This is a genomic window from Flagellimonas sp. HMM57, from assembly GCF_021390175.1.
GTDB lineage: Bacteria > Bacteroidota > Bacteroidia > Flavobacteriales > Flavobacteriaceae > Flagellimonas.
Genome location: NZ_CP090004.1, coordinates 2,429,601 through 2,451,167 on the forward strand (window position 1 = coordinate 2,429,601; position 21,567 = coordinate 2,451,167).

The 21,567-nt window shown below is 38.1% G+C and carries 17 protein-coding genes; all 17 read left to right on the plus strand.

All coding sequences use genetic code 11. The annotated features are described in order from the left end of the window. The first annotated feature begins 114 nt into the window (after positions 1-114). The 17 genes from LV716_RS10740 (at position 115) to LV716_RS18470 (ending at position 21,542) form a co-directional block, all read left to right on the plus strand. Entirely contained in the window at positions 115-1,188 is a 1,074-nt protein-coding gene (locus LV716_RS10740) for a sensor histidine kinase (protein ID WP_163417734.1), read from the plus strand. Continuing rightward, entirely contained in the window at positions 1,185-1,886 is a 702-nt protein-coding gene (locus LV716_RS10745) for a LytTR family DNA-binding domain-containing protein (RefSeq protein ID WP_163417735.1), read from the plus strand. The genes LV716_RS10740 and LV716_RS10745 overlap by 4 nt, the downstream gene beginning before the upstream one ends. 666 nt (positions 1,887-2,552) lie before the next feature. Further along, positions 2,553-3,269: an ABC transporter ATP-binding protein gene (locus LV716_RS10750; RefSeq protein ID WP_163417736.1), complete on the plus strand. Its 717-nt coding sequence runs from the start codon at positions 2,553-2,555 to the stop codon at positions 3,267-3,269. Then, positions 3,266-4,687, plus strand: coding sequence for a DUF3526 domain-containing protein (locus tag LV716_RS10755; RefSeq protein ID WP_163417737.1), 1,422 nt, complete (start codon positions 3,266-3,268; stop codon positions 4,685-4,687). Before LV716_RS10750 ends, LV716_RS10755 begins: the two co-directional genes overlap by 4 nt. Then, positions 4,674-6,098, plus strand: a complete 1,425-nt coding sequence (locus LV716_RS10760; RefSeq protein ID WP_163417738.1) for a DUF3526 domain-containing protein — start codon at positions 4,674-4,676, stop codon at positions 6,096-6,098. The genes LV716_RS10755 and LV716_RS10760 overlap by 14 nt, the downstream gene beginning before the upstream one ends. Positions 6,099-6,314: 216 nt before the next feature. Continuing rightward, entirely contained in the window at positions 6,315-7,055 is a 741-nt protein-coding gene (locus LV716_RS10765) for a GntR family transcriptional regulator (protein ID WP_163417739.1), read from the plus strand. 595 nt (positions 7,056-7,650) lie between these two features. Beyond that, complete coding sequence (locus LV716_RS10770) at positions 7,651-10,848, plus strand: SusC/RagA family TonB-linked outer membrane protein (RefSeq protein WP_163417740.1); 3,198 nt, start codon at positions 7,651-7,653, stop codon at positions 10,846-10,848. 11 nt (positions 10,849-10,859) lie between these two features. Further along, on the plus strand, positions 10,860-12,398 hold the full coding sequence (locus LV716_RS10775; protein ID WP_163417741.1) for a SusD/RagB family nutrient-binding outer membrane lipoprotein: 1,539 nt from the start codon (positions 10,860-10,862) through the stop codon (positions 12,396-12,398). A gap of 9 nt (positions 12,399-12,407) precedes the next feature. Then, complete coding sequence (locus tag LV716_RS10780) at positions 12,408-14,297, plus strand: LamG domain-containing protein (protein ID WP_163417742.1); 1,890 nt, start codon at positions 12,408-12,410, stop codon at positions 14,295-14,297. 231 nt (positions 14,298-14,528) lie between these two features. After that, positions 14,529-15,233, plus strand: a complete 705-nt coding sequence (locus LV716_RS10785) for an RraA family protein (protein ID WP_163417743.1) — start codon at positions 14,529-14,531, stop codon at positions 15,231-15,233. A gap of 16 nt (positions 15,234-15,249) precedes the next feature. Further along, positions 15,250-16,698 (plus strand): sugar porter family MFS transporter, encoded by a 1,449-nt coding sequence (locus LV716_RS10790; protein WP_163417744.1) that lies wholly within the window; start codon positions 15,250-15,252, stop codon positions 16,696-16,698. A 21-nt stretch (positions 16,699-16,719) separates the two neighbouring features. Then, positions 16,720-17,145 (plus strand): hypothetical protein, encoded by a 426-nt coding sequence (locus LV716_RS10795; RefSeq protein WP_163417745.1) that lies wholly within the window; start codon positions 16,720-16,722, stop codon positions 17,143-17,145. 29 nt (positions 17,146-17,174) lie between these two features. Next, on the plus strand, positions 17,175-17,972 hold the full coding sequence (locus LV716_RS10800) for an SDR family NAD(P)-dependent oxidoreductase (RefSeq protein WP_163417746.1): 798 nt from the start codon (positions 17,175-17,177) through the stop codon (positions 17,970-17,972). 42 nt (positions 17,973-18,014) lie between these two features. Continuing rightward, a complete protein-coding gene (locus LV716_RS10805) occupies positions 18,015-19,067 on the plus strand; it encodes a lactonase family protein (RefSeq protein ID WP_163417747.1) in 1,053 nt (350 codons plus the stop codon). Positions 19,068-19,079: 12 nt separating this feature from the next. Further along, positions 19,080-20,144: a mannonate dehydratase gene (locus LV716_RS10810; RefSeq protein WP_163417748.1), complete on the plus strand. Its 1,065-nt coding sequence runs from the start codon at positions 19,080-19,082 to the stop codon at positions 20,142-20,144. A gap of 19 nt (positions 20,145-20,163) precedes the next feature. Next, a complete protein-coding gene (locus LV716_RS10815) occupies positions 20,164-21,078 on the plus strand; it encodes an MFS transporter (RefSeq protein WP_255674253.1) in 915 nt (304 codons plus the stop codon). Positions 21,079-21,095: 17 nt separating this feature from the next. Next, positions 21,096-21,542 (plus strand): MFS transporter, encoded by a 447-nt coding sequence (locus LV716_RS18470; RefSeq protein ID WP_255674254.1) that lies wholly within the window; start codon positions 21,096-21,098, stop codon positions 21,540-21,542. Positions 21,543-21,567: the final 25 nt, after the last annotated feature.

Below are 21,567 nucleotides of genomic sequence, written 5' to 3' on the forward strand. Positions count from 1 at the left end.
GAATGCCAATAAGGCTTTTACTGCTAATTTTTACTTGTTCATAGCCTATAATTACTGTTTCGTGGACAATAGGTTCTTTAAAGGAGTTTAAAGGTTATTTTTACACCTTACGATATGGAGAGGTTAACCTTATATTTTAAGTCCCCTGTTTTTAGGCATGTACTGTTTTGGACGGTGGTGTACTTGTATTTTGTTCTTTCCGTGAACAATACGAGTATGTATGCTAGTTATAGGCATATTTTGGAATCCTTTGGGCTTATTGTATTGGCGCAGATAATAATTGCCTACATGAGCATTTATATACTTATTCCCAGACTTTTGGATAAAAATAGGATTGGTCTATTTGCCTTTTGGATGTTGATTTTGTTGATGGCCGTGTTTGCCCTGTATCAGGCTGCTAAGACGTTCTATTTCGATGTTATCTATTTTGACTCCTACAACGAAATTCAAGTTAAATACGCATTAGAGCCCTATGGAAAGCGTTTGACTTATTTTTCTGTATTCTTGAGCAAGTGTATATTGTATCTTACGCCGACTGCCTTGTTATTGATGGCGCGATTTTACCAGAATCAGCAAAAGTTTTTAAAGTTGAACGAACAAAAAAAGACCGCTGAGCTAACCGCTTTGCGCAATCAATTGAACCCACACTTTTTATTCAATACCTTAAACAATCTGTATTCGTTGGCTTTGGATAAATCGGATAAAACACCAGAGGTTATTGAAAAACTTTCTGACATTCTGGACTACATACTTTACCGTTGTAAGAATAATTATGTGCACGTTCAAAAAGAAATTGATTTAATAGAAAATTATTTAGCACTGGAAAAAATACGTTATGATAAAAGGGTCTCAGTGAGTTTTGACCATGTCATTGAGCCTGAAACAAAAATTGCACCACTCCTACTTTTGACATTTGTTGAAAACGCTTTTAAACATGGGGTGACACAAGAATTGGGAATGGCTAAAATCGATATTTCCTTAACAGCGAACAGTACCTCTATACTATTTTCAATACAAAACTCAAAACCAAACACTGCAATAGTTGAGAAGAGTAATGGAGATGGAGAGCCTTTGGGCCTCAAAAATGTAATGCAACAATTAGAACTACTGTACCCTAATTCACATGCGTTAACCCTTACCAATGAGGAAGATGCTTATAAGGCAGTACTAAGATTGAAGAGAAAATGAAATACCGATGTGTCATTGTTGACGATGAAATATTAGCTAGAAGGCTCATTCAAAAACATTTAGCGCAATTGGATGATTTTGAATTGGTGGCTTCTTGTGCCAGTGCTATCGAGGCTAGCAAAATCCTTAAGGCAGAAAAAATAGACCTTCTCTTTTTGGACATAGAAATGCCAATTTTAAAGGGTACCGAGTTTTTTAAAAACCTAATTGAAAAGCCAAAAGTTATCTTCACGACCGCTTATCGTGATTTTGCTTTGGATGGTTTTGAATTGAATGCTGTGGATTATCTGTTGAAACCTATCTCATTTGCTCGTTTTTTTAAGGCAATAGAAAAGTTTCTGGAGTATCAAAAAGTCATGAATACGGAAACAAAACGTTCTGAGGTTACAAAAAGTGATTTTATTTTTATTAGGGAAGATAGAAAACAGGTAAAACTGTTCTTTGATGATATTTTATATGTTGAAAGTGTTAAGGATTACATCAAAATAGTAACGGAAAAAGGTAGCCACTTAATAAAACAAAGCCTTAAGTCTTTTGAAGAGACTCTAGATGTTAGATTTCTCAGAACACATCGTTCTTACATTGTAAATAGTCATAAAATAACGGCCTATACAAAACAGGACGTAGAAATTGAAAAATTGGAAATACCCATTGGAGATAACTACAAATCAATCGCGCTAGAGTTTTTAAAAAATTAAAAAGAGTTGACTTTATCCAGTAGATCAATCTTTTTTAATTAGGGATAGTTATTTTAATGAAGTTGGGTAACAGACTGTATTATAGCATTAACAAAGTTTTTACACTATTTTGTTTAGCTTTGAGTTGTGGGTCAAAATACATCTCATAGCGTAAAAAGTATTTTACTTCTGCTAATCTTTATCTTTTTAAAGATAGGAGTAGCCCACTCACTTTCTCATGCTGTCTTACATGATGATAGTAACGATTGTCAGCATTGTATCTTAGTTGTTGATTCGAACAAGACCAAAACATTTAATGGTCATTTGTATTCCTATTCAAGTAAGGTCTTTAAAAAAGCGGTATTGCCAAAGCCTTTTACCTTGCTTTACAAAAACCCTCTGTTTAGAGAGCACCACCATTTTTTCTACTTTAATAAACCACCACCATCGTTATAATTTGGATGACTCTGTTCTTTATGCTTAATGATGCATGGCATAAAATATTTAGCTATCTATTTCATTAAGCCATTCTTATCTGGTATTTGCTTCAATGTAGCAATAAGTAAATTTCAAGAGCTCAATGTAGCGAATTAAGTCACCACTGCATTCCAAAAATTCATTTAGAAAACATTTTGTTGTACACTTTCAGTACAATAACATGTCTAATATCTATTAATACAAAAAAATATGATACATACCAATAACCTTACAAAATCCTATGGTGATTTAACCGCTTTGGATGCTCTTGACTTAGAAGTAAAAGAAGGAGATATTTATTGCCTCCTAGGAGCAAATGGAGCAGGCAAAACAACTACGATAAATCTTTTACTTGGTTTTCTGAAACCAACCTCAGGGAGTGCCTCTATCAATCAATTGGACGTTGTTGAACATTCCAAACAAACCAAGCAGTACTTAGCTTATATCCCTGAAAATTTAATGTTATACCCAAGTCTTAATGCGATTGAAAATCTGGATTATTTTTCAGGAATTGCGAATAAAAGGTTTAACAAAAAAACTTTGGAATCCATATTGACTGAAGCTGGACTTCAGGAATCTGCCTTTTACAAACCTGTGTCAAAATACTCAAAAGGAATGCGTCAAAAAGTAGGTGTTGCTATAGCATTAGCTAAAGATGCCAAAGTTTTACTCTTGGATGAACCTACTTCTGGATTGGACCCAAAAGCAAGTTTCGAGTTTGGCAAACTACTACAAAAACTAAGGCAAAAAGGTGTTGCCACGCTTATGGCTACACATGACTTATTCAGGGCGAAAGAGGTCGCAACAACCATTGGTATTATGAAAGATGGTCAATTAAAACAACAATGGTCTGTTGATGATATTACGCTGTCTGATTTAGAGAAAAATTATTTGGAAACCATGTCCTATAATACCATTGAACTATGATACTGACCACCCTTAAAAAAGAAAGTAAAGAACTGTTTAGGGATGGTCGTATTAGAATCGCATTCATTCTGGTCATCATTCTTACCATAATGGCTGTTATTATAAGTGCGTGGCACTATAAAGACATCAATGAAGAATATGTATCGGCAAAACAATCGGAACGAGAGGTGTGGGATAACCAAGGCGAAAAGAATCCCCATTCCGCTGCACATTATGGGACATACGCTTTTAAACCGAAATACCCATTGGCACTCATAGACCAAGGTGTGGATAAGTATACGGGCACCTCTATTTTTTTAGAAGCTCACAAGCGAAATGAAGCCCAATTTGACAAAGCTTCTGACCAAACAGGATTGGCAAGATTTGGAAATTTAACACCAGATTTTATTCTCATGTTTATTATTCCTTTGCTCATCATTCTTATCGCTTACAATAGCTTGACGAAAGAAAAGGAAATGGGAACCATCACATTGCTCAACAGTCAGGGTGCGATTGGCTTTAAACTCATTTTTGGCAAATGGCTCGCCGTATTTTTACCCTTATTTGCGTTGCTATTTGTTCTTTTTGCCGCAACTGGTATCATATTATCTAGCTTACCGGATTTTGGGGTTTTTAGTTGGTCATCCTTAGCGACACTGTTCCTGGCTTATGTGGTCTACTATGCTATATTTATCAATTTAGTATTTATAATTTCTGGGTTGGTGAAAAAATCTGGAATCGCATTGGTACTATCATTGAGCATATGGATTTTAGTTTGTTTGATATTGCCAAAAACAGCCAGTAACATTGCCGAATACAACTACCCTTACCCTTCAAAACAAGAATTTGCAGCAAATATTACTAAGGATAAAAAGGAAGGATTAGATGGTCATGATCCATGGAGCGAAGCATCAAAAACTCTTGAGAGGGAAGTCTTGAAAGAATATGGCGTTGATAGTTTAAGCCAACTTCCTTTTAATTATGATGGTTATAGAATGCAGAAAGGAGAAGAGCACCAAGCCGAAGTCTATTTTAAGCACTATAAGCAATTAAGGACACAGTATTCAAACCAATCAAGGGTTTATAGTCAATTAGCGGTTGTTTCGCCTTTTTTGCCCACTCGCTTTTTAAGTATGTCAATAGCCAACACAGATTATACCACGCATTGGGATTTTGCTGATGCTGCTGAAAATTACAGGATTGAAACCCAAAAATTTCTCAATGAACATTTCGCAGAAGAATCCGAATATGGCGATTGGTCTTGGAAAGCGGATGCAGACTTTTGGAAACAATTGCCAAAATTCAATTATGAGCCTCCAACATTATCTGAGAATTTAAAGCACAATACCGGTAATATCCTAATACTATTGTGTTGGTTGTTCGGTTCGTTTGCAGTACTATTTTTCACGACTAAATCACTTAAAAATGTTAAAATATAATTTTCAATACGAATGGTTGCTTTTGATTCGCAACCGATGGATTCAAGTGTTGACCATACTACTACTAATCCTCTTTGGCTTCGCTGTGTATAATGGTACACAAAAGGTGGATGCGAGAACATCCAACATTGCTGAAGCAATAAATGAGTTCAAAACGGAAGAAAAAGAAATGTTGGCACAACTCGATTCTATTGACAAAGGTTTTGAAGTCAATGCATCGAGTTGGCTTGTTCCTACTCGACCAATCGTGATAGGGAATTTACATCCAAGAGTGGTTAATATGCCCTCCAAATCAACAGCTTTTGTAGCTACGGGACAATCTGATTTGTTTGCACATTACGTACAACCAATTGTTACAGGCGATGACTCAACGATGAGTTTTAAAGAAATGACCAGTCCAGTTCAGTTATTATTTGGAAGTTTTGATTTAGCTTTTGTCATTGTCTATCTTTTACCGCTTCTTATTATAGCATTTTCATTCAATATATTGGCATCCGAACGTGAAAGTGGCTCTTTAAAACTATTGGCATCACAACCTATTGATATTAGGGTTTGGGTCTTACAAAAACTAGGGTTACGCTTTTTTTGGTTGGTAATCGCTATCATCATAACGCTCTCTTTAGTGTTCATTGTTTTTGGCTTTGACTTCAAGACGGGCTTTATGTCTTTTGTGGCTTTATTGTCCATCGTTATTGCATATGCCTTATTTTGGTTTGTATTGGCTTTTGCAACTAATATTTGGATAAGGAGTTCTGCCAAAAATGCCATTACATTAATTGGGTTTTGGATTTTGTTTGTTTTGTTGTCCCCTTCATTAATAAATCAAATAAGCAATTCACTGTATCCCATTCCATCAAGAACGTTAATGCTAAATGAAATGCGTTCAATTAAAGCTGAAGCTACCAAGAAGCAAGATGAAATTTTAGATAATTTTTTAAGAGACCATCCAGAATATGCGACAAATGACAGCACACAAGTAAGAGGGTTTTATCAAAAGTATATGGCCACACAACAGTTGATTCAAGACGAATTGAAGCCATTACTATCAGAGTTTGAAGCACAAATAAGTAACCAACACAGATTGGTAAATGCTTCAAGTTGGTTGTCGCCTGCTTTGATTGTACAAAATGCATTGAACAGCATTGCTGGGACTTCAACAGAAGACTATCAAGACTTTAAACGCCAGAGCTTGGCATTTTCAAAAGAGTGGAGAAACTTCTTTAAGCCGATGCTATTTAAAGATTCAACCTTCAGCAAAAGTGACTATAAAAATCTACCAGAGTTTGAATTTAGCTATGCTGCTGTCAATATATATAGTAAAACTCTTGGACTGTTGTTTTTAAACAGTTTGATTCTATTTTTAATATTGGCGTTAAAACCAAGTAAACATCAAGCGGAATTGATTGGTTAAATCAAAAAAGAAAATTGTAAATCATATTCTAGAAGGAGATGTATGTTCTATACAGTATTTAGAAAGCTTATTGCTGTTAACGTACAAAAGATTAATAACGTCAAATTCAGTTTATACCGAAAAAACTAAAATGATAAATTACATATTGAAATTGGTTTTCCTCAATTTAGTTTCAATTTTTATAAATTGCGAACTAACAAAATATTAAAACCGATTATGCCATTTAAGCTAGATCTCGATAGTCCTATACCCTTACATGCACAAATTGAAGATTATCTTCGCAAGCTTATTTCTCAAGAAGACTATAAAAATGGTGAAAAACTTCTGCCCAAGGAAGTGACTCTTTCTAAAAGGCTTGGGGTGTCTAGAAACACGATAAGGCAAGCCATTAATAAATTAGTTATAGAAGGTCATTTAGAGCGAAAAAAAGGAGTGGGGACAAAAGTGGTCCAAAAGAGAATTAGCACAAGATTGGATAGATGGATCAGCTTCACAAAAGAAATGCGAAACCAAGGTATTGATGTTGTCAACTATTTGGTCAAGACCTCAGTTGTTTTACCAGATAGTCAAGTTAGCCAGTCCCTCTCCATAAACATTGATAAAGAAGTGCTCAAGCTTGAAAAAATCCGAGGTTCTAAAAAGGCCAAGTATTTGTATTCGGTTTCCTATTTTCACCCAAGAACCGAGATTTCGGATAAAGATGATTTTAATGTACCACTTTACGATTTGTTAGAGAAAAATCATGACATCATAGTTGCTACCTCCAAAGAAAGACTTAGTGCGATCATAGCTAACGAAGAATTATGTACGCTTTTGGAAATTGAAAAGAATACACCGGTTTTAAAACGAGAGAGATTGGTCACCGATGTTGGGAATCGCCCCGTGGAATTTAATATTGTGTACTATAGAACAGAGTATTTTACCTACGATATAGAAATAAAAAGGGGGTTTGATTGAATAAGTAAACTTTTTTAAAAGAAGCTTAAACGTATTTTCAACTTGAATTGGGAATACCCACTGTAGTTCTTATATACTATTCTTATTATACTAAATTCAATAACCCAATAACAGGTTTGCTCTTCTTTTAAGGTGTGGTACAAACGCTGTAAGTATATAGAAGAGTTTTTAGGGATTACGTTTATGTTGTCAAAAAAGCTTGTTTTGTGGAAAATGGCCTCTCTTTTTAATCAAGTAAGGTAAATGTTGTCATGAATATTTTACCTGTGGGTTATTAATCTTTACAAATGATGTCAAGGATTATATTGTATTTACAAGACTTGAATAAGCCATGGTTTATCATATTCTTTATTGATTATGCTAAAAAAAGCTGTTTAGTTGAATTGTCAATTCTTCATAAAAAGAATAGTTTAATACAATAAAGTTGAAATATTTCACTGCTTATTTTTTAAAATAATAATGAACTTTGAATAATTACTATTTACTTCCTTGCTAAACTCATTAAAAATTAATATGTTTGAACATAGGAACATATCAATTTTTTGATAGTTGTTCTAATTAACTCAATTAATTAACCAAATAAACTATTTTATTTATGAAGTCATGCACTGCTAACTATAAATGGTGTCGCAAAGCAATTAGAATATTGACGCTGACATTATTTGTTCTTATTGGTCCTTTAGTCAAGGGTAATGAGATATTATTAGGTGAAAATGGTGCCATTGTTCCTAAAGGGCACACAAAAGAAAAAACGAGAGATGATTTTCAAAATTCTGTCTCAGGTACGATTACCGATGAGAATGGAACTCCCTTGCCGGGAGCTACCATTATAGAAAAAGGAACTACAAATGGAGTTCAAACTGACTTTGATGGCAATTACACCATTACAGTGACAGGGAACAACCCCGTATTGGTATTTTCCTATGTTGGCTTTGCAAGTCAGGAAATTCCTGTAAATGGACAATCCACAATCAATGTTGCTTTAATAACCGACACCGAATTATTGGATGAAGTCGTAGTGACCGCATTGGGTATTACCAAAGAGAAAAAGGCACTCGCCTATGCAACCCAGCAGGTTGAGTCTGAAAATTTAGTTAGAGCCTCTAACGGGAATATTAATACCGCTTTACAAGGTAAAGTAGCCGGAGTTACCGTTACCACTTCAGGTGGTATAACCGGTAATGCACGATTGGAGTTGCGGGGTTCAAGTTCATTACAAGGGGATGATCAGGTATTGTGGGTCATCGATGGTGTCCCATTTTCCACTGAAGAAAACACTAGCGATGCTCAAGATACTTTCGGCGGCTTTTCCAACGGGGGTGGTGTCATTGATATCAATCCGGACGATATTGAATCTATATCTGTATTAAAAGGTGGGCAAGCTGCTGCATTATACGGTTCACGAGGAGCAAATGGTGTTGTTTTGATTACCACAAAAACAGGTAAAAGAGGTGCAGGCTTGGGTATCAGCTATACAGGGACTACCACGTTTTCTCAGGGCGCTTATTTTCTTGATTTGCAAAAAGAATATGGTCAGGGTGTTGAAGGGGTCTATAGTCCAGATGCAAGAAATGCTTGGGGGCCAAGATTCGACGGGCAACTCAGACCGGCATGGACAGGGGAGAATTTGCCTTACGAGGCCAATAACAGGCTTATTGAAGACTTCATGCGAACGGCTGTAAATACAAGACATTCCATATCGTTTACAAAGGGAAGCGAAAATGGAAACTTTAAGGCTTCGATATTATCTGATAATAACGAGGAAGTGTATCAAAATAGTGGGCTTAAAAAATTGAACTTTGATTTAAGGGCTTCCCAAGATATTACGCCTTGGTTGAATGTAGATGCAAAAGTATCCTATTTCAGAACCCGAGGGCAGCAACGACCGGAAGTTGGTATTTATAGCTATATATCCCAATTGTATGCTACTCCCGCCAATATCAGAACAGAAGATTTGTCGCCTGGGTTTGAGGTGGTCAACGGCTTTCCCACAGAGATTTTGTACGGTCCCAATAGACCACTTACGGCCAACCCCAATCCCAATGTAAGAAATCCCTATTTTGTTCAGATACAGCAAGTCAACAATGATGAGCGAAACAGAATGTTTGGGTATTTGGCGGGCAATTTTAAGTTCTCCGATAATTTAACGCTACGCTTAAAGTATGGACTGGACTTTTTTAGGTACCAGCGTGTTTTTGGCCAGCGCTATGAGGATAATGTTGCTCCTACAGTTAGGCCGAATATCGATACGTACGAACAGTTTTTTAAGGAAGAAAACATGGAATTCTTATTAACCTTTAATAAGGATTTAAACAATGACTTTAGCTTAACGGTCAGTGCTGGAGGTAATCTTATGAAAAATGGTTTCGAGGCTTTGGATGCGCGTTCAGGCAAGCTGGTCTCGCCCAATGATTTTTTCTTGAATGCTGGAACGAACATCACGGTTCGTCAGGAATTCTCGAGTAGGGAAATTCAGTCCCTGTATGGTTTTGTCGATTTTTCATACAAAGATTATTTGTTTTTAACGGCAACGGGAAGGAACGATTGGTCATCGGCACTGGCATCATTAAGAACCGATAACGAGTTCTCTTACTTTTATCCCTCTGCAGGATTAAGTGCACTGGTGTCCGAAATGACAGAACTTCCAAATTGGGTAAACTATCTAAAATTAAGGGGATCGTGGGCCCAGGTGGGTAAAGATACTGATCCATACAATACTAATCCTGTTTTTCGATATACACCGGGCGCTTTTGGTTTATTAGCATCGGAAACACCAAGTGTTGGTGTAATTGCTGATTTAAGACCTGAAATTTCTACCACCTATGAGGCTGGTATCGATGTGAGACTTTTTGATAATAGGTTTTCATTGGAAGCTACATATTATGATGAACGAACAAAAAATCAGATAGTTCAAATTGCGGATCAACGCTTTACTGGATTTAATTCCATATTTGATAATGCTGGATTAATTACCAATAAGGGTATCGAGTTGATCGCAACGGTAGTGCCGATCAGAACCGATGATTTCAATCTGGGACTTACCTTTAACTTTGCCAAAAATGAAGGGATATTGGAAGAATTGCTAACACCCGAAGATGATGGGGAATTTTTTAGGGATATCAATTTTTCAAACACGATTAGGAATACCGAAGGTGAAAGGTTAGGTGATATCTACGGTTCGGCTTACGTAAGAGATGCTAATGGAGAAATGGTGATAGGTGCAGATGGGCTGCCCGTTGAGACCCAAGAGGATGTGAAATTAGGTAATATTCAACCAGATTTTAGTGGTTCGATTGGTATAGATGCCAACTATAAGAATTTTGCGTTAAGTGCCCTTTTTGCCATGAAAGAAGGGGGGGATATACTATCGATAACAGAAGCCAATGCCACAGGCTCGGGAAACTCTTTGAAATCAATAAGCTTGGGTCGTGAACCTTTCTTTGCTGCGGGCAATCAAGCGGACGGAAGCCCCAATGTTCAAATTGTGTCACCTGATGCTTACTGGGGAAGGGTTTCAGGTATTGACGAAGAATTTATATACGATGCTTCTTTCATGAAATTAGCCGAACTTTCTCTAAGTTATTCTTTTCCAAAACAGGTTTTAGATAAAATTGGATTTGTTCAGAGTGCACGTTTGTCATTAATAGGGCGGAATCTATTTTATTTATATCGTGATACTCCGGGTACTGTACCGGATGCGACTTTTAATTCAACCTTCGGGGCACAGGCCTTTGATTTTTCTGCTGTACCGGTGACCCGATCTATAGGATTTGCACTTAACCTTAATCTATAAAATTGATTGATATGAAAATAAAAAGTTTAATAATCACAATGATTTCAGCCATTTTCATAATGGGCTGTACCGAAGACTTTGTGGAAACCAATACAAACCCCACTATAGTCAATACGCCAACTTTTGGATCATTGTTTAATCCTATTCTACAGAATCCAACACGTAACTATCAGCGTAACGTCAATCTTTTTGCTGATTTTTATGCGCAATATTGGGGTAATCTCGTAGATGGTTTTGAATCCCCAAGGTATGAATATGTTAATCCTTGGCTCAGGAATAAATGGTTGGAGTTTTATACCCAGACCTTACAAGAAGCAAATACATTAATTGATATATATGGGGAAGATCCCGTATACACGAACGTTTTGGCGCAACTTGATATTTGGATAGTAGCTGAATGGGTTCGAATGCTCAACGCCTATGGAGACCTTCCTTATTTTGATGCTGGCAAAGGTATCAATGATGTGCCATACAGTCCAGAACAGGAAATTTATTATGACTTGTTCGATCGATTGGATGCAGCAGTTAAGGTCATTGATTCGAGCGATGAAAGTCAGGTTACCTTAAGTGAAGATGATTTAATATATAACGGTGATGCAGAGAAATGGAAGCGTTTTGCCAATTCCCTTCGTCTGCGTTTGGCCATGCGTTTGGCCAATGTAGATCCGGGTAAAGCACAGGCCGAGGCAGCAGCAGCAATCAATTTAGGTGTGATGACAACAAATGATGACGTTGCTCGTATACCGCTTTGGCGAGATGGTTTTTACGATTACCTCCATATAATTTCAAATATTTTTGTCAATATTAGGGTTTCCGAGACCTTTACAAACTATTTGTACAGTGAAGCCGGTTTTGAAGACCCTCGGGCAAGCAGATGGCTGGCGTACAACGAATCATCTCCACTAAATGGTGGGGATTTTGTTGGAGTGAAAAACGGATTTGATATCGTTCCTGAAGACGCCGTGGATTTTGCCACCATGAAGACGGAGGATTTTGATGGTGAATACATTGACTTTGTTGGCGATGGAGGTGCAATACTTCTTTATAAGCCTATTATGTTTTATTCAGAAGTACTGTTCCTTCAGGCCGAGGCTGCACTAAGGGGATGGGTTCCTGGCGATGCCAATGGTTTGTATCAGCAAGGTATACAGGCGTCCATGGATCATGTTGGTGTCGACCCTGGTCAGGCTTCTGCCTATATTGCGGCCGTACCAACACTCACAGGTTCCAACGAGGCTCAACTGAAGCAGTTGATTACCCAAAAATGGATTGCTAATTTTCCCAATGGAGCAGAAGCATGGGCCGATTTTAGAAGGACGGATTATCCAGATATAACTTTGCCCGTGGATGGGGTCAGTAGTAATGCTACGGTAGCTCAAGATACCTGGGTAAAAAGGTTGCGCTACCCCGATGAAGCCCATGATTTGGATTCAGAATTAATGCCATCACAATTTAATACCATACAAACAAATCGTATGGATGCAAGATTGTGGTGGGATACTGCGGATACCAAAACAAAATCAGGCGGATTGATGAATAGTAATTTTTAAAAAAAAACCATGAAAAATAAAATAACCAAAATAACGGCAGGATGTCTTACGCTGGCACTCTTTCTTTTTGTGGCCATTTCCTGCAACGACGATGACGATACAACGGGCGGTGGGAATTTTAATATTGCTGCAGTTGAAGCCTCAATAGCAGAAGCCAGAACTTTAATAAGCAATACTGAAGAAGGTATTAATGCAGGAGATCAACAGCCAGGTTCCAAAGCAATTTTGGAAACTATCATTGCTGCGGTCGAAAAAATTATAGCCAGTTCAGATTCTCAAGCAGATGTCGATGATGCTGTCATAAAAATGAACGCGGGAATTCAGGCCTATAGAGAAAGCTTGGTGGCAGTGGCAATACCATATATAAGACAAGAAGCAGGTAGTTCCATTGGTATTTCAGAAAACCTCAACACGTTTATTTCCGAAGGTAATTTTACATTACAAGCACAGTTTTATATTGTAGACCTAAACGCAAATTCTTTTTCCAGTAATTTATTTGCAAAAATTGATCAGCCAGGAAATGGTTTTCAACTTAGATATTTCATAGATGGTAATGCTCAGCTCGTCGTTGGGAATACCCAAACAGCAGGAACATTTACTGTTATAGAAATACCTGCAGGAACATTTACCAGTGGTGAATGGATCGATGTGGCGGTTACAAGCTCCAATGGTGGTTCATTGGTAACAGCTTATGTCAATGGTGTTCAGGTAGCACAAGCCGGGGATAGGGCTATTGGCAATACGGATATACCTTTAACAATTGGAACAAACCCTGGGTTTCCAGAACGGGTTGCCAACTTATTGGTGCGTGAATTTACTGTATGGGACGCTGCATTGGACCAAGCTGCAATTCAGACCAATGCTACTGCCGAGTTTGATGGTACGGAAGATGGACTAGAAGCCTATTTTCCTTTCGGATCGGATTTAGGGGACTCTTTTGTGGATGTTACCGGTGTTTACACAGCAACGCTTAATGGAAATGTAGAATGGGTTGCGGAACCACCTTTTATAGTTCTGGATTATTCAGCTCTAGACGCTGCAATTTCAGATTTGACTGCGTTTAAGGACACCATTGTGGAAGGCGATCAAAACGGGGACTACCCAATTGGTACTATTGCATATTTAGATGGATTGATTGCTGCCGGTTCAGCTGCAAGAACAGATGCGGAACGTCAGTCAGATATAGATGCTGCTGCTGCTGCTTTAGACGTTGTTGCACTTGTCAATGATAACTTGGTGGGCGGTGCAAATGGTTTTTATGTCGATGATCAAGATGATAGCATGCAGGGTTTTAGAATAACCCCGTACTATGTGCCACAAGGCGATTATACCTTTGAGTTCGAAATGAGATTGACGGATTTATTCTACCCCGGAGGAATTGGAGATGCGCTTGAACTGAATGTATTAGGTTTTAGAGTTAATGGGTATACTGAGTTAACAGAAGAGAACCTCTTAAATTCAGGAGGAGGATGGAATTATACCTTCAACTTAGACGATGGTTTTACCGGACCCACATTCCCTGCACTCACGTTACAACCTGAACAATGGCTACAGATTACAATTGTTCATGATGATGCAGCTCAAACAACCGCTGTTTATGTTGATGGTGAACAAGTAGGTCTGCAAGAAAACATACCTGCTCCCAGTGATTGTTGTCCAGTAGACCAGATATATTTAGGAGCCAACAGATTTGGTCAGAAAATTGACGGTTCAATGAGAGATTTCCGTCTTTGGGATTTGGCGCTTACACCTGCTCAATTTAATGCCGATATTGATGGTAGTGAAGCAGGCTTGCAAATTTATTTCCCATTGGATAGAGTCAATGGTATCAAATTCAAGGATGAAACCGGTAATTATGACGGGGAGCTGCAAGGTGTAATTTGGAATAAAGAGGAGTAATTAGATATATTTTGAGTTAGTTTAGTTTTTTTAATATCAGGGATGGTTTAGTGATTTACTGTCCCTGATTTATTTTCTTCAAAAAGTATCGCTCTTTATTGGATTCTCTTATTCGTTGGATATTTAATCACGTGATGTAATTGCGCTGGTAACGAAGGTTTCAAGTAAAGGCAGTTTAACAACAACCAAAAACGGCACATAAATCAGAATTCAAAATCTTAAGAATTATACATGAACGAGACTAAATCCATTTGGAACAATGATAAAGAACTTTTCCAAATAGCCAAAGAAGAACTGTTTGTTGCTCTTGTGGGAGACGTACTGGATACATTAGGATATCAGCAACAGTTTCTTCCACCAAATATTAAACCGATAAATGATGACTTTGTGGTAATAGGCCGCGCAATGACTGTACTTGAAGCGGATACATTCGAAGAAAGTGCAACCATTACAAAGAACCCATTGATGAAAAAGCCATTTGGCCTCATGTTCGAAGCACTGGACGACCTTAAGGAAAATGAAGTATATATCTGCACGGGAGCATCGCCCAGATATGCTTTGTGGGGTGGTCTAATGAGTACCCGCGCAATGAAGTTGAAAGCGGCAGGTGCCATATTGGATGGTTGGTCCCGAGATACCAATGAAGTGTTAAAGCTTAATTTTCCCACATTTTCCTTTGGAGGCTATGCCCAAGATCAAGGGCCTAGGGGTAAAGTGATCGACTATCGTGTTCCCATTGAAATTGGGGGAATTAGAATAAACGATGGGGATATTGTGTACGGTGATCGAGATGGTGTTCTGGTGGTGCCCAAAGAGGTAGAGGATAAAGCTTTTATGGGAGCCATTGAGAAGGCACGTGGCGAACAGTTGGTCAAGAAAGCTTTGGAAGAAGGTATGAGTACAGTTGAAGCCTTTGATAAATTCGGAATAATGTAATGTATCATCAAGGGACATGACAACTAGAAAATCAAATTATTTATTGGGGATAAGCTTTGTTTCTACCATTGGAGGATTCTTGTTTGGTTATGATACTGCCATCATATCTGGATGTAATGCTTTTCTAGAACAACATTTTCAGCTGTCAGCTGTTGAACTTGGTTGGGTAGTATCCTCTGCATTATTGGGTACTATTTTAGGGTGTGTCATAGCAGGAACGGTAACCGATGTTCTGGGAAGAAAAAAAGCATTGATTTTAGCAGCTATATGCCTTGCCCTATCTGCATTTGGGTCTATGCTGCCTCCTCAATTTCTTGGAGATACAAATAATCCCTTTTGGATTACTTCTGACCTCGATACCGCATTTAACTTTTTGATCATAGTACGCATTATAGGGGGTATAGGTGTTGGAATAACTTCGGTGGTTGCGCCGATTTATATTTCTGAACTTTCGCCTTCTGAAAATCGGGGTAAAATGGTGTCTTTATACCAGCTTTCAATAACCTTGGGAATTTTATTGGCCTTTTTAATTGATTGGGCGGTTCTTAACAATGCCGGAGACGCCGCAGGAGTCATTTCCAATGACGCTTCTGGCTTTTTTGAATGGTTGTTCGTTAATGAGCTTTGGCGGGGAATGTTTGGTACAGAAGTGCCCATAGCATTACTCTTTTTAGGGTTGCTCTTTTTGGTGCCGGAAACCCCACGTTGGTTAATCAGTAAAGGTCGCAACCAAGAGGCAGAGCAGATAATGATCAAGATTAACGGACTCGAAAACGCAAAAGCACAAATTCAGGAAATCAAAAGCTTGGAAAGTCAAGAAGTTGGTGGTCTCAAAGAATTGCTACGGCCCTATTTGCGAATGCCTTTGGTCATAGGTGTTTTGTTGCCTATGTTTTCGCACCTCAGTGGCATTGCGGCTATCATGTACTTTGCACCAAATATCATAAACGAATCCATTCAAAGTGTTGAAAGTTCGTTTCTAGGTGCCGTTCTTGTGGGTGTCATCAATTCAGCTTTTACTTTTGTTGCCATTTTGAATATCGAAAAATTTGGAAGAAGAAAATTGCTTTTGATCGGGGTTACAGGAGCCTTTATTTCTTTGGCAGGAGTTGGCCTTCTTTTTGCCATTGGGTCAAAATACGTCATCATTCCACTACTGCTCTATGTAGCCAGTTTTGCTTTTTCATTTGGGCCGATTGTCTGGGTAATCATCAGTGAAATTTTTCCAACACGTATCCGAGGATTAGCGGTAGGTATTGGTAGTTTTTCCCTTATGGTGACTGGTTTTGTGATAACACTGACAAATCCCATATTGATTGAAAAAATTATGCCTTCCGGTACGTTCTTTCTCTATGCGGCATTTACACTTCCCGCAATTTGGTTCATCTGGAAATTTGTGCCTGAAACAAAAGGCAAAACACTAGAAGAAATTGAAAAACATTGGCGTGACGGTAAAAACAGATAACATAGTAATGTTGATGCTTATATGATAGAATCTTATGAAATTAAAAAAAGTGGATACCATCCTTTTTTAATACGTGACGGCTGGCAAGTAGCACAGTTAAATTATATGTCCGAACAGCATATCGATGCCATAATGCGTTTAGATGTGCACCGGGAAACCGATGAAGTTTTTATCCTCATGAAAGGCCATGCGGTACTGATTGCTGCAATAATTGAAGGCGATAGTGTGAAATATGAAATGGAGTTGATGCACCTTAATAAGACCTATAACATTCCTAAAAATATGTGGCACAATATTGCTATGACTGAAGATTGTGAACTCATTATCGTGGAGAAATCCAATACCCATATTTCGGACTGTGAACATTTTGATTTAAACAAAGAACAGTATAAAGAACTCCATAAAGGAGTCAAAGATTTATTTGACAGAGCAGTTCATCAAAAGTGAATAAAAAGGGTCAGTAAAAACCTAAAACAATGAACAAGATTGATTTGAAAGGAAGAAAGGCTTTGGTTACGGGAGGCAGTCAAGGCATTGGTGCGGAAATTTGCAGACACTTGGCAAAATGTGGAGCGGATGTTTATATCAATTACAATCAAAACAAGGACAAGGCAGAAACAGTGGCGAAAGAAATACGTGAAGCCTTTGGTTCAACAGTAGCAGTAGGCGGTGCAGATGTAACCAAGGCTGATGAAGTAAAAGAAATGTTTCTTAGAATGGATGAAGAAATCGGGACTATCGATATTCTTGTAAATAATGCAGGTTGCGAGACGGTAAATCATATTTTGGACATGGAGGAAGCAGAATGGGAAAATGTGATTAACGTAAATCTAAAGGGACCTTTTTTATGTTCTAAAGAAGCAGCTGCACGTATGGAGAGTAACGGAGGAGGCGTTATCATCAATATTTCATCAATTCATGACACTGTACCGCGTAAAGGATTAATTCATTATTGTTCGGCAAAAGCCGGATTGAAAATGTTCTCAAAGTGTTTGTCCCTTGAACTTGCAGACAACAATGTTAGAGTAGTTTCCATCGCTCCTGGAGCTATAGAAACCAATATGAATCGTAAAGAAATCGAAAACTTTGGTAAGGAAAAGTTTGAAAAATGGATTCCCCAAGGTAGAATTGGCAATGTTGCCGACGTAGCCAATACAGTTGCTTTTATGGCCAGTGATTTAGCAGACTATATTAACGGTGCGGATATTTATATTGATGGTGCATATATGAATCATACAATACAATATGACCCCAGACCAAAAAGAAAAAACTAAGACATTGCTCAAAAACAATGTGTACTTAATACATTTTAAATAATGGCGTTACTTACTTTTTTCATAGGCAGTTATACTGAGTATTTGAATCCCGATTTTGGTGGTACAGGGAAAGGTATTTATACGGTTCAACTTAATGAAGAAACCGGAGAAGTGTACACTGTTAGCGTTCAAAGTTCCCGTAACCCAAGCTATTTGACCATCAGTATGGATAACCAATTTTTATACTGTACTACTGAGTTGGATATTACTGAAGCCCCACAAGTGCAAGCCTATAAAATACATAGTGATTATTCGCTCCAAATATTGAATCAACAATCTATATTGGGTACATATCCTTGCCATTTGTCGCTATTTAAAAATACGATTTTAACTGCCTGCTACGGTACGGGCAATATGCTTCAATTTCCTTTAATGGCATCTGGAGAACTAAAAAGTGTTCAAAGGGAATACCGTCACAGCGGTTCAGGTAGCAATAAGATTCGTCAAGAAGCACCCCATGCACATCATGTTGCAGTTCATCCCAATCAAAAAGATGTTTATGTATGTGACTTGGGTGTCGACACGGTTAAAGCCTACACTTTTACGGATGGTATCTTAAAACCTAACCCAGAAAAGGATTGTGAGGTTACCAAAGGTGGAGGTCCCCGTCATCTTGTTTTTAATATAGATGGAAGTATCGCTTATGTAATAAATGAGCTGACAGCAAATGTCTCCGTTCTCAAATGTTCGGACGGTGTCTTTCAAGAAATTGCAACATATGCATCCTTGCCTATGGATTTTAAAGGTATTCCAAGTGCTTCGGCAATACGGTTTTATCCCAATAAACAAGTATTATATGTTGCAAATAGAAGTTTGGAAGCGATAAGCATTTTTAAAATTATTGAAGATACACTTGAGCTTCTTGAAATAACTCGTACTGGAGGAGAGGAACTGCGAGAGTTTAATATCACACCAGATGGAAAATGGTTATTGGCGGGACATCAAAATTCGCATGACCTTGTGGTGTATAAAATCGAGAAAGATGGGCGTTTATCGGAAACATACCGTACCAGAGAAATTTTATCGCCTGTGTGTATCACTTTTTTAAATTAAAATTGGATAGAAATGAAATTAGGATTCGGTTTATACCGTCATATGTTGAACACCAAACATTACAATTTTGCCAAACAATGTGGCGCTACACATTTGGTCATTCACATGGTTGATTATTTTGGACATAATAAAGAAAATGCTGACCAGCCCATTGGCGGAAAAGCGGGTTGGGGAAAAGCAGGGAATCCCGATGAGATTTGGTCGTGTAAAGAGTTGGCAGCAATAAAAAAAGAAGTCAACGACCACGGACTCGAATTAGAGGCTATTGAAAATTTTGATCCTGCCCAATGGTATGACATTTTGCTGGATGGCCCAAAGAAAGAACAGCAAATGGCCAATTTAAAACAGCTCATACGCAATGTAGGTGAAGTTGGTATCCCTACATTCGGGTATAATTTTTCATTGGCGGGCGTATCATCACGCTTGCAAAAACCGTATGCAAGGGGTGAGGCCATATCTGTAGGGATGGAAGGGGTAGATAACACCCCCATACCCAACGGAATGGTCTGGAACATGATTTATGATGTAAATGCCCCAGAAGGAAGTATTCCTAAAATTAATCATGATGAATTATGGAAAAGGTTGCAATACTTCCTCGACGAGTTAATACCTGTTGCTGAGGAAGCTGGTGTGAAGTTAGCAGCTCACCCGGACGATCCGCCTATGCCCTATGTTCGGGAAACTCCAAGATTGATATATCAACCAGACATGTATCAAAAACTTATCGATATGCATCCAAGTCCGTCAAATAATTTGGAATTCTGCTTGGGCTCAATAGCCGAAATGACCGAGGGTGATGTATATGAGGCTACAGATACCTATAGCAAACAAAATAAAATCAGTTACATCCATTTTCGAAATGTAGTAGGTAAAGTGCCAAATTATAAAGAGGTTTTTGTGGATGAAGGTGATATTGATATGTTCAAGATTCTGAAAATCCTAAAGAAAAATAACTTTAATGGCGTGTTGATTCCCGACCATACCCCCCAAATGACTTGCGATGCACCATGGTATGCCGGTATGGCCTATGCCATGGGATATATGAAAGCAGCGCTTTCACTTTTGGAAAAAGAATAGTTAATGCAATAATTTCATTTTGAAGAATAATATCACATTTCTAGCTCTGATTGCTGCCTTAGGTGGATTTCTTTTTGGTTACGATACTGCCATTATATCAGGCACCATCAGCTTGGTAAAAGCGCAATTTGAACTTAGTACCTCAATGGAAGGGTGGTATGTAAGTTCAGCACTTGTAGGTACCATTCTAGGAGTATCGATAGCGGGAATACTGAGTGATAAATATGGTAGAAAAAATATATTGGTAACCTCAGGTATATTTTTCGCACTTTCTGCCATAGGATGTACCATATCTGGTACGTTTACGGAATTGGTTTTGTATCGTCTCTTGGGCGGAGTGGGGGTCGGTATCGCATCTATGCTGTCACCGCTATATATTTCTGAGATCGCCCCAGCGAAAAATAGGGGCAGATTGGTTGCACTGTATCAGCTTGCTATCGCCTCAGGTGTTTTAGTGGCTTATTTTGTCAATTCATATTTACTGTCGCTTTCCACTTCCAACGGCTTTGAAGAGAGTTCCGAAATGGTCAGAAAAATTTATGTTTCTGAAGTATGGCGAGCCATGTTGGGGAGTGAAATCATTCCAGCTGTCATCTTTCTGCTTTTGCTCTTGATCATTCCAAAAAGCCCTAGGTGGTTGATTATGAATGGAGAAACGACAAAAGCCAAAAAAATATTATTGCGTTTTACTGATGCAGAAGAAGCAGACAATGAAATACAAAATGTTGAGGAAGTATTATCAAAAAGATCGGTAAAAATCAAGGAACTGTTTTCAGGTTCATTCAAAATAGCCTTGTTAATCGGAATTTCTTTGGCAATACTAAGTCAGTTGAGCGGAATCAACGCCATCATCTATTTTGGTCCAAAAATTTTGGAAGAAGGAGGTTTGCAGTTGGGTGAAGCGCTGGGGGGCAAGTCATTATTGGTTTTGTAAATGTGTTGTTCACGTTTATGGCCTTATGGAAAATAGATAATTTGGGTAGAAAACCTTTGCTCATATATGGAGTTATTGGGATTACAATTTCCCTTATAGTAGTCGGACTTTTATTCTTCCTGCAAGTGGAAAACACCTATTTGCTCATGACCTTTATTCTCTTGTTCATTGCTTGTTTTGCTTTCTCCTATGGTCCGGTTTTATGGGTGTTAATGGCAGAAATTTATCCTTTAAAAGTTAGAGGAAAGGCATTGTCAATGGCAACGATGGCTATTTGGTTGGGGGCCACTTTTATAGGACAGATGACACCTTGGTTTTTAGAGAATTTTAAAGCATATGGTACTTTTTGGTTTTTTGCGATATGCATGATTCCTGCAATTTATATCATCATAAAAGTATTACCTGAAACCAAAGGAAAGACCTTGGAAGAAATCGAGAATTATTGGTTGTCCAAGAAGAAGTAAATTATATATAATAAGTGTAACTGTT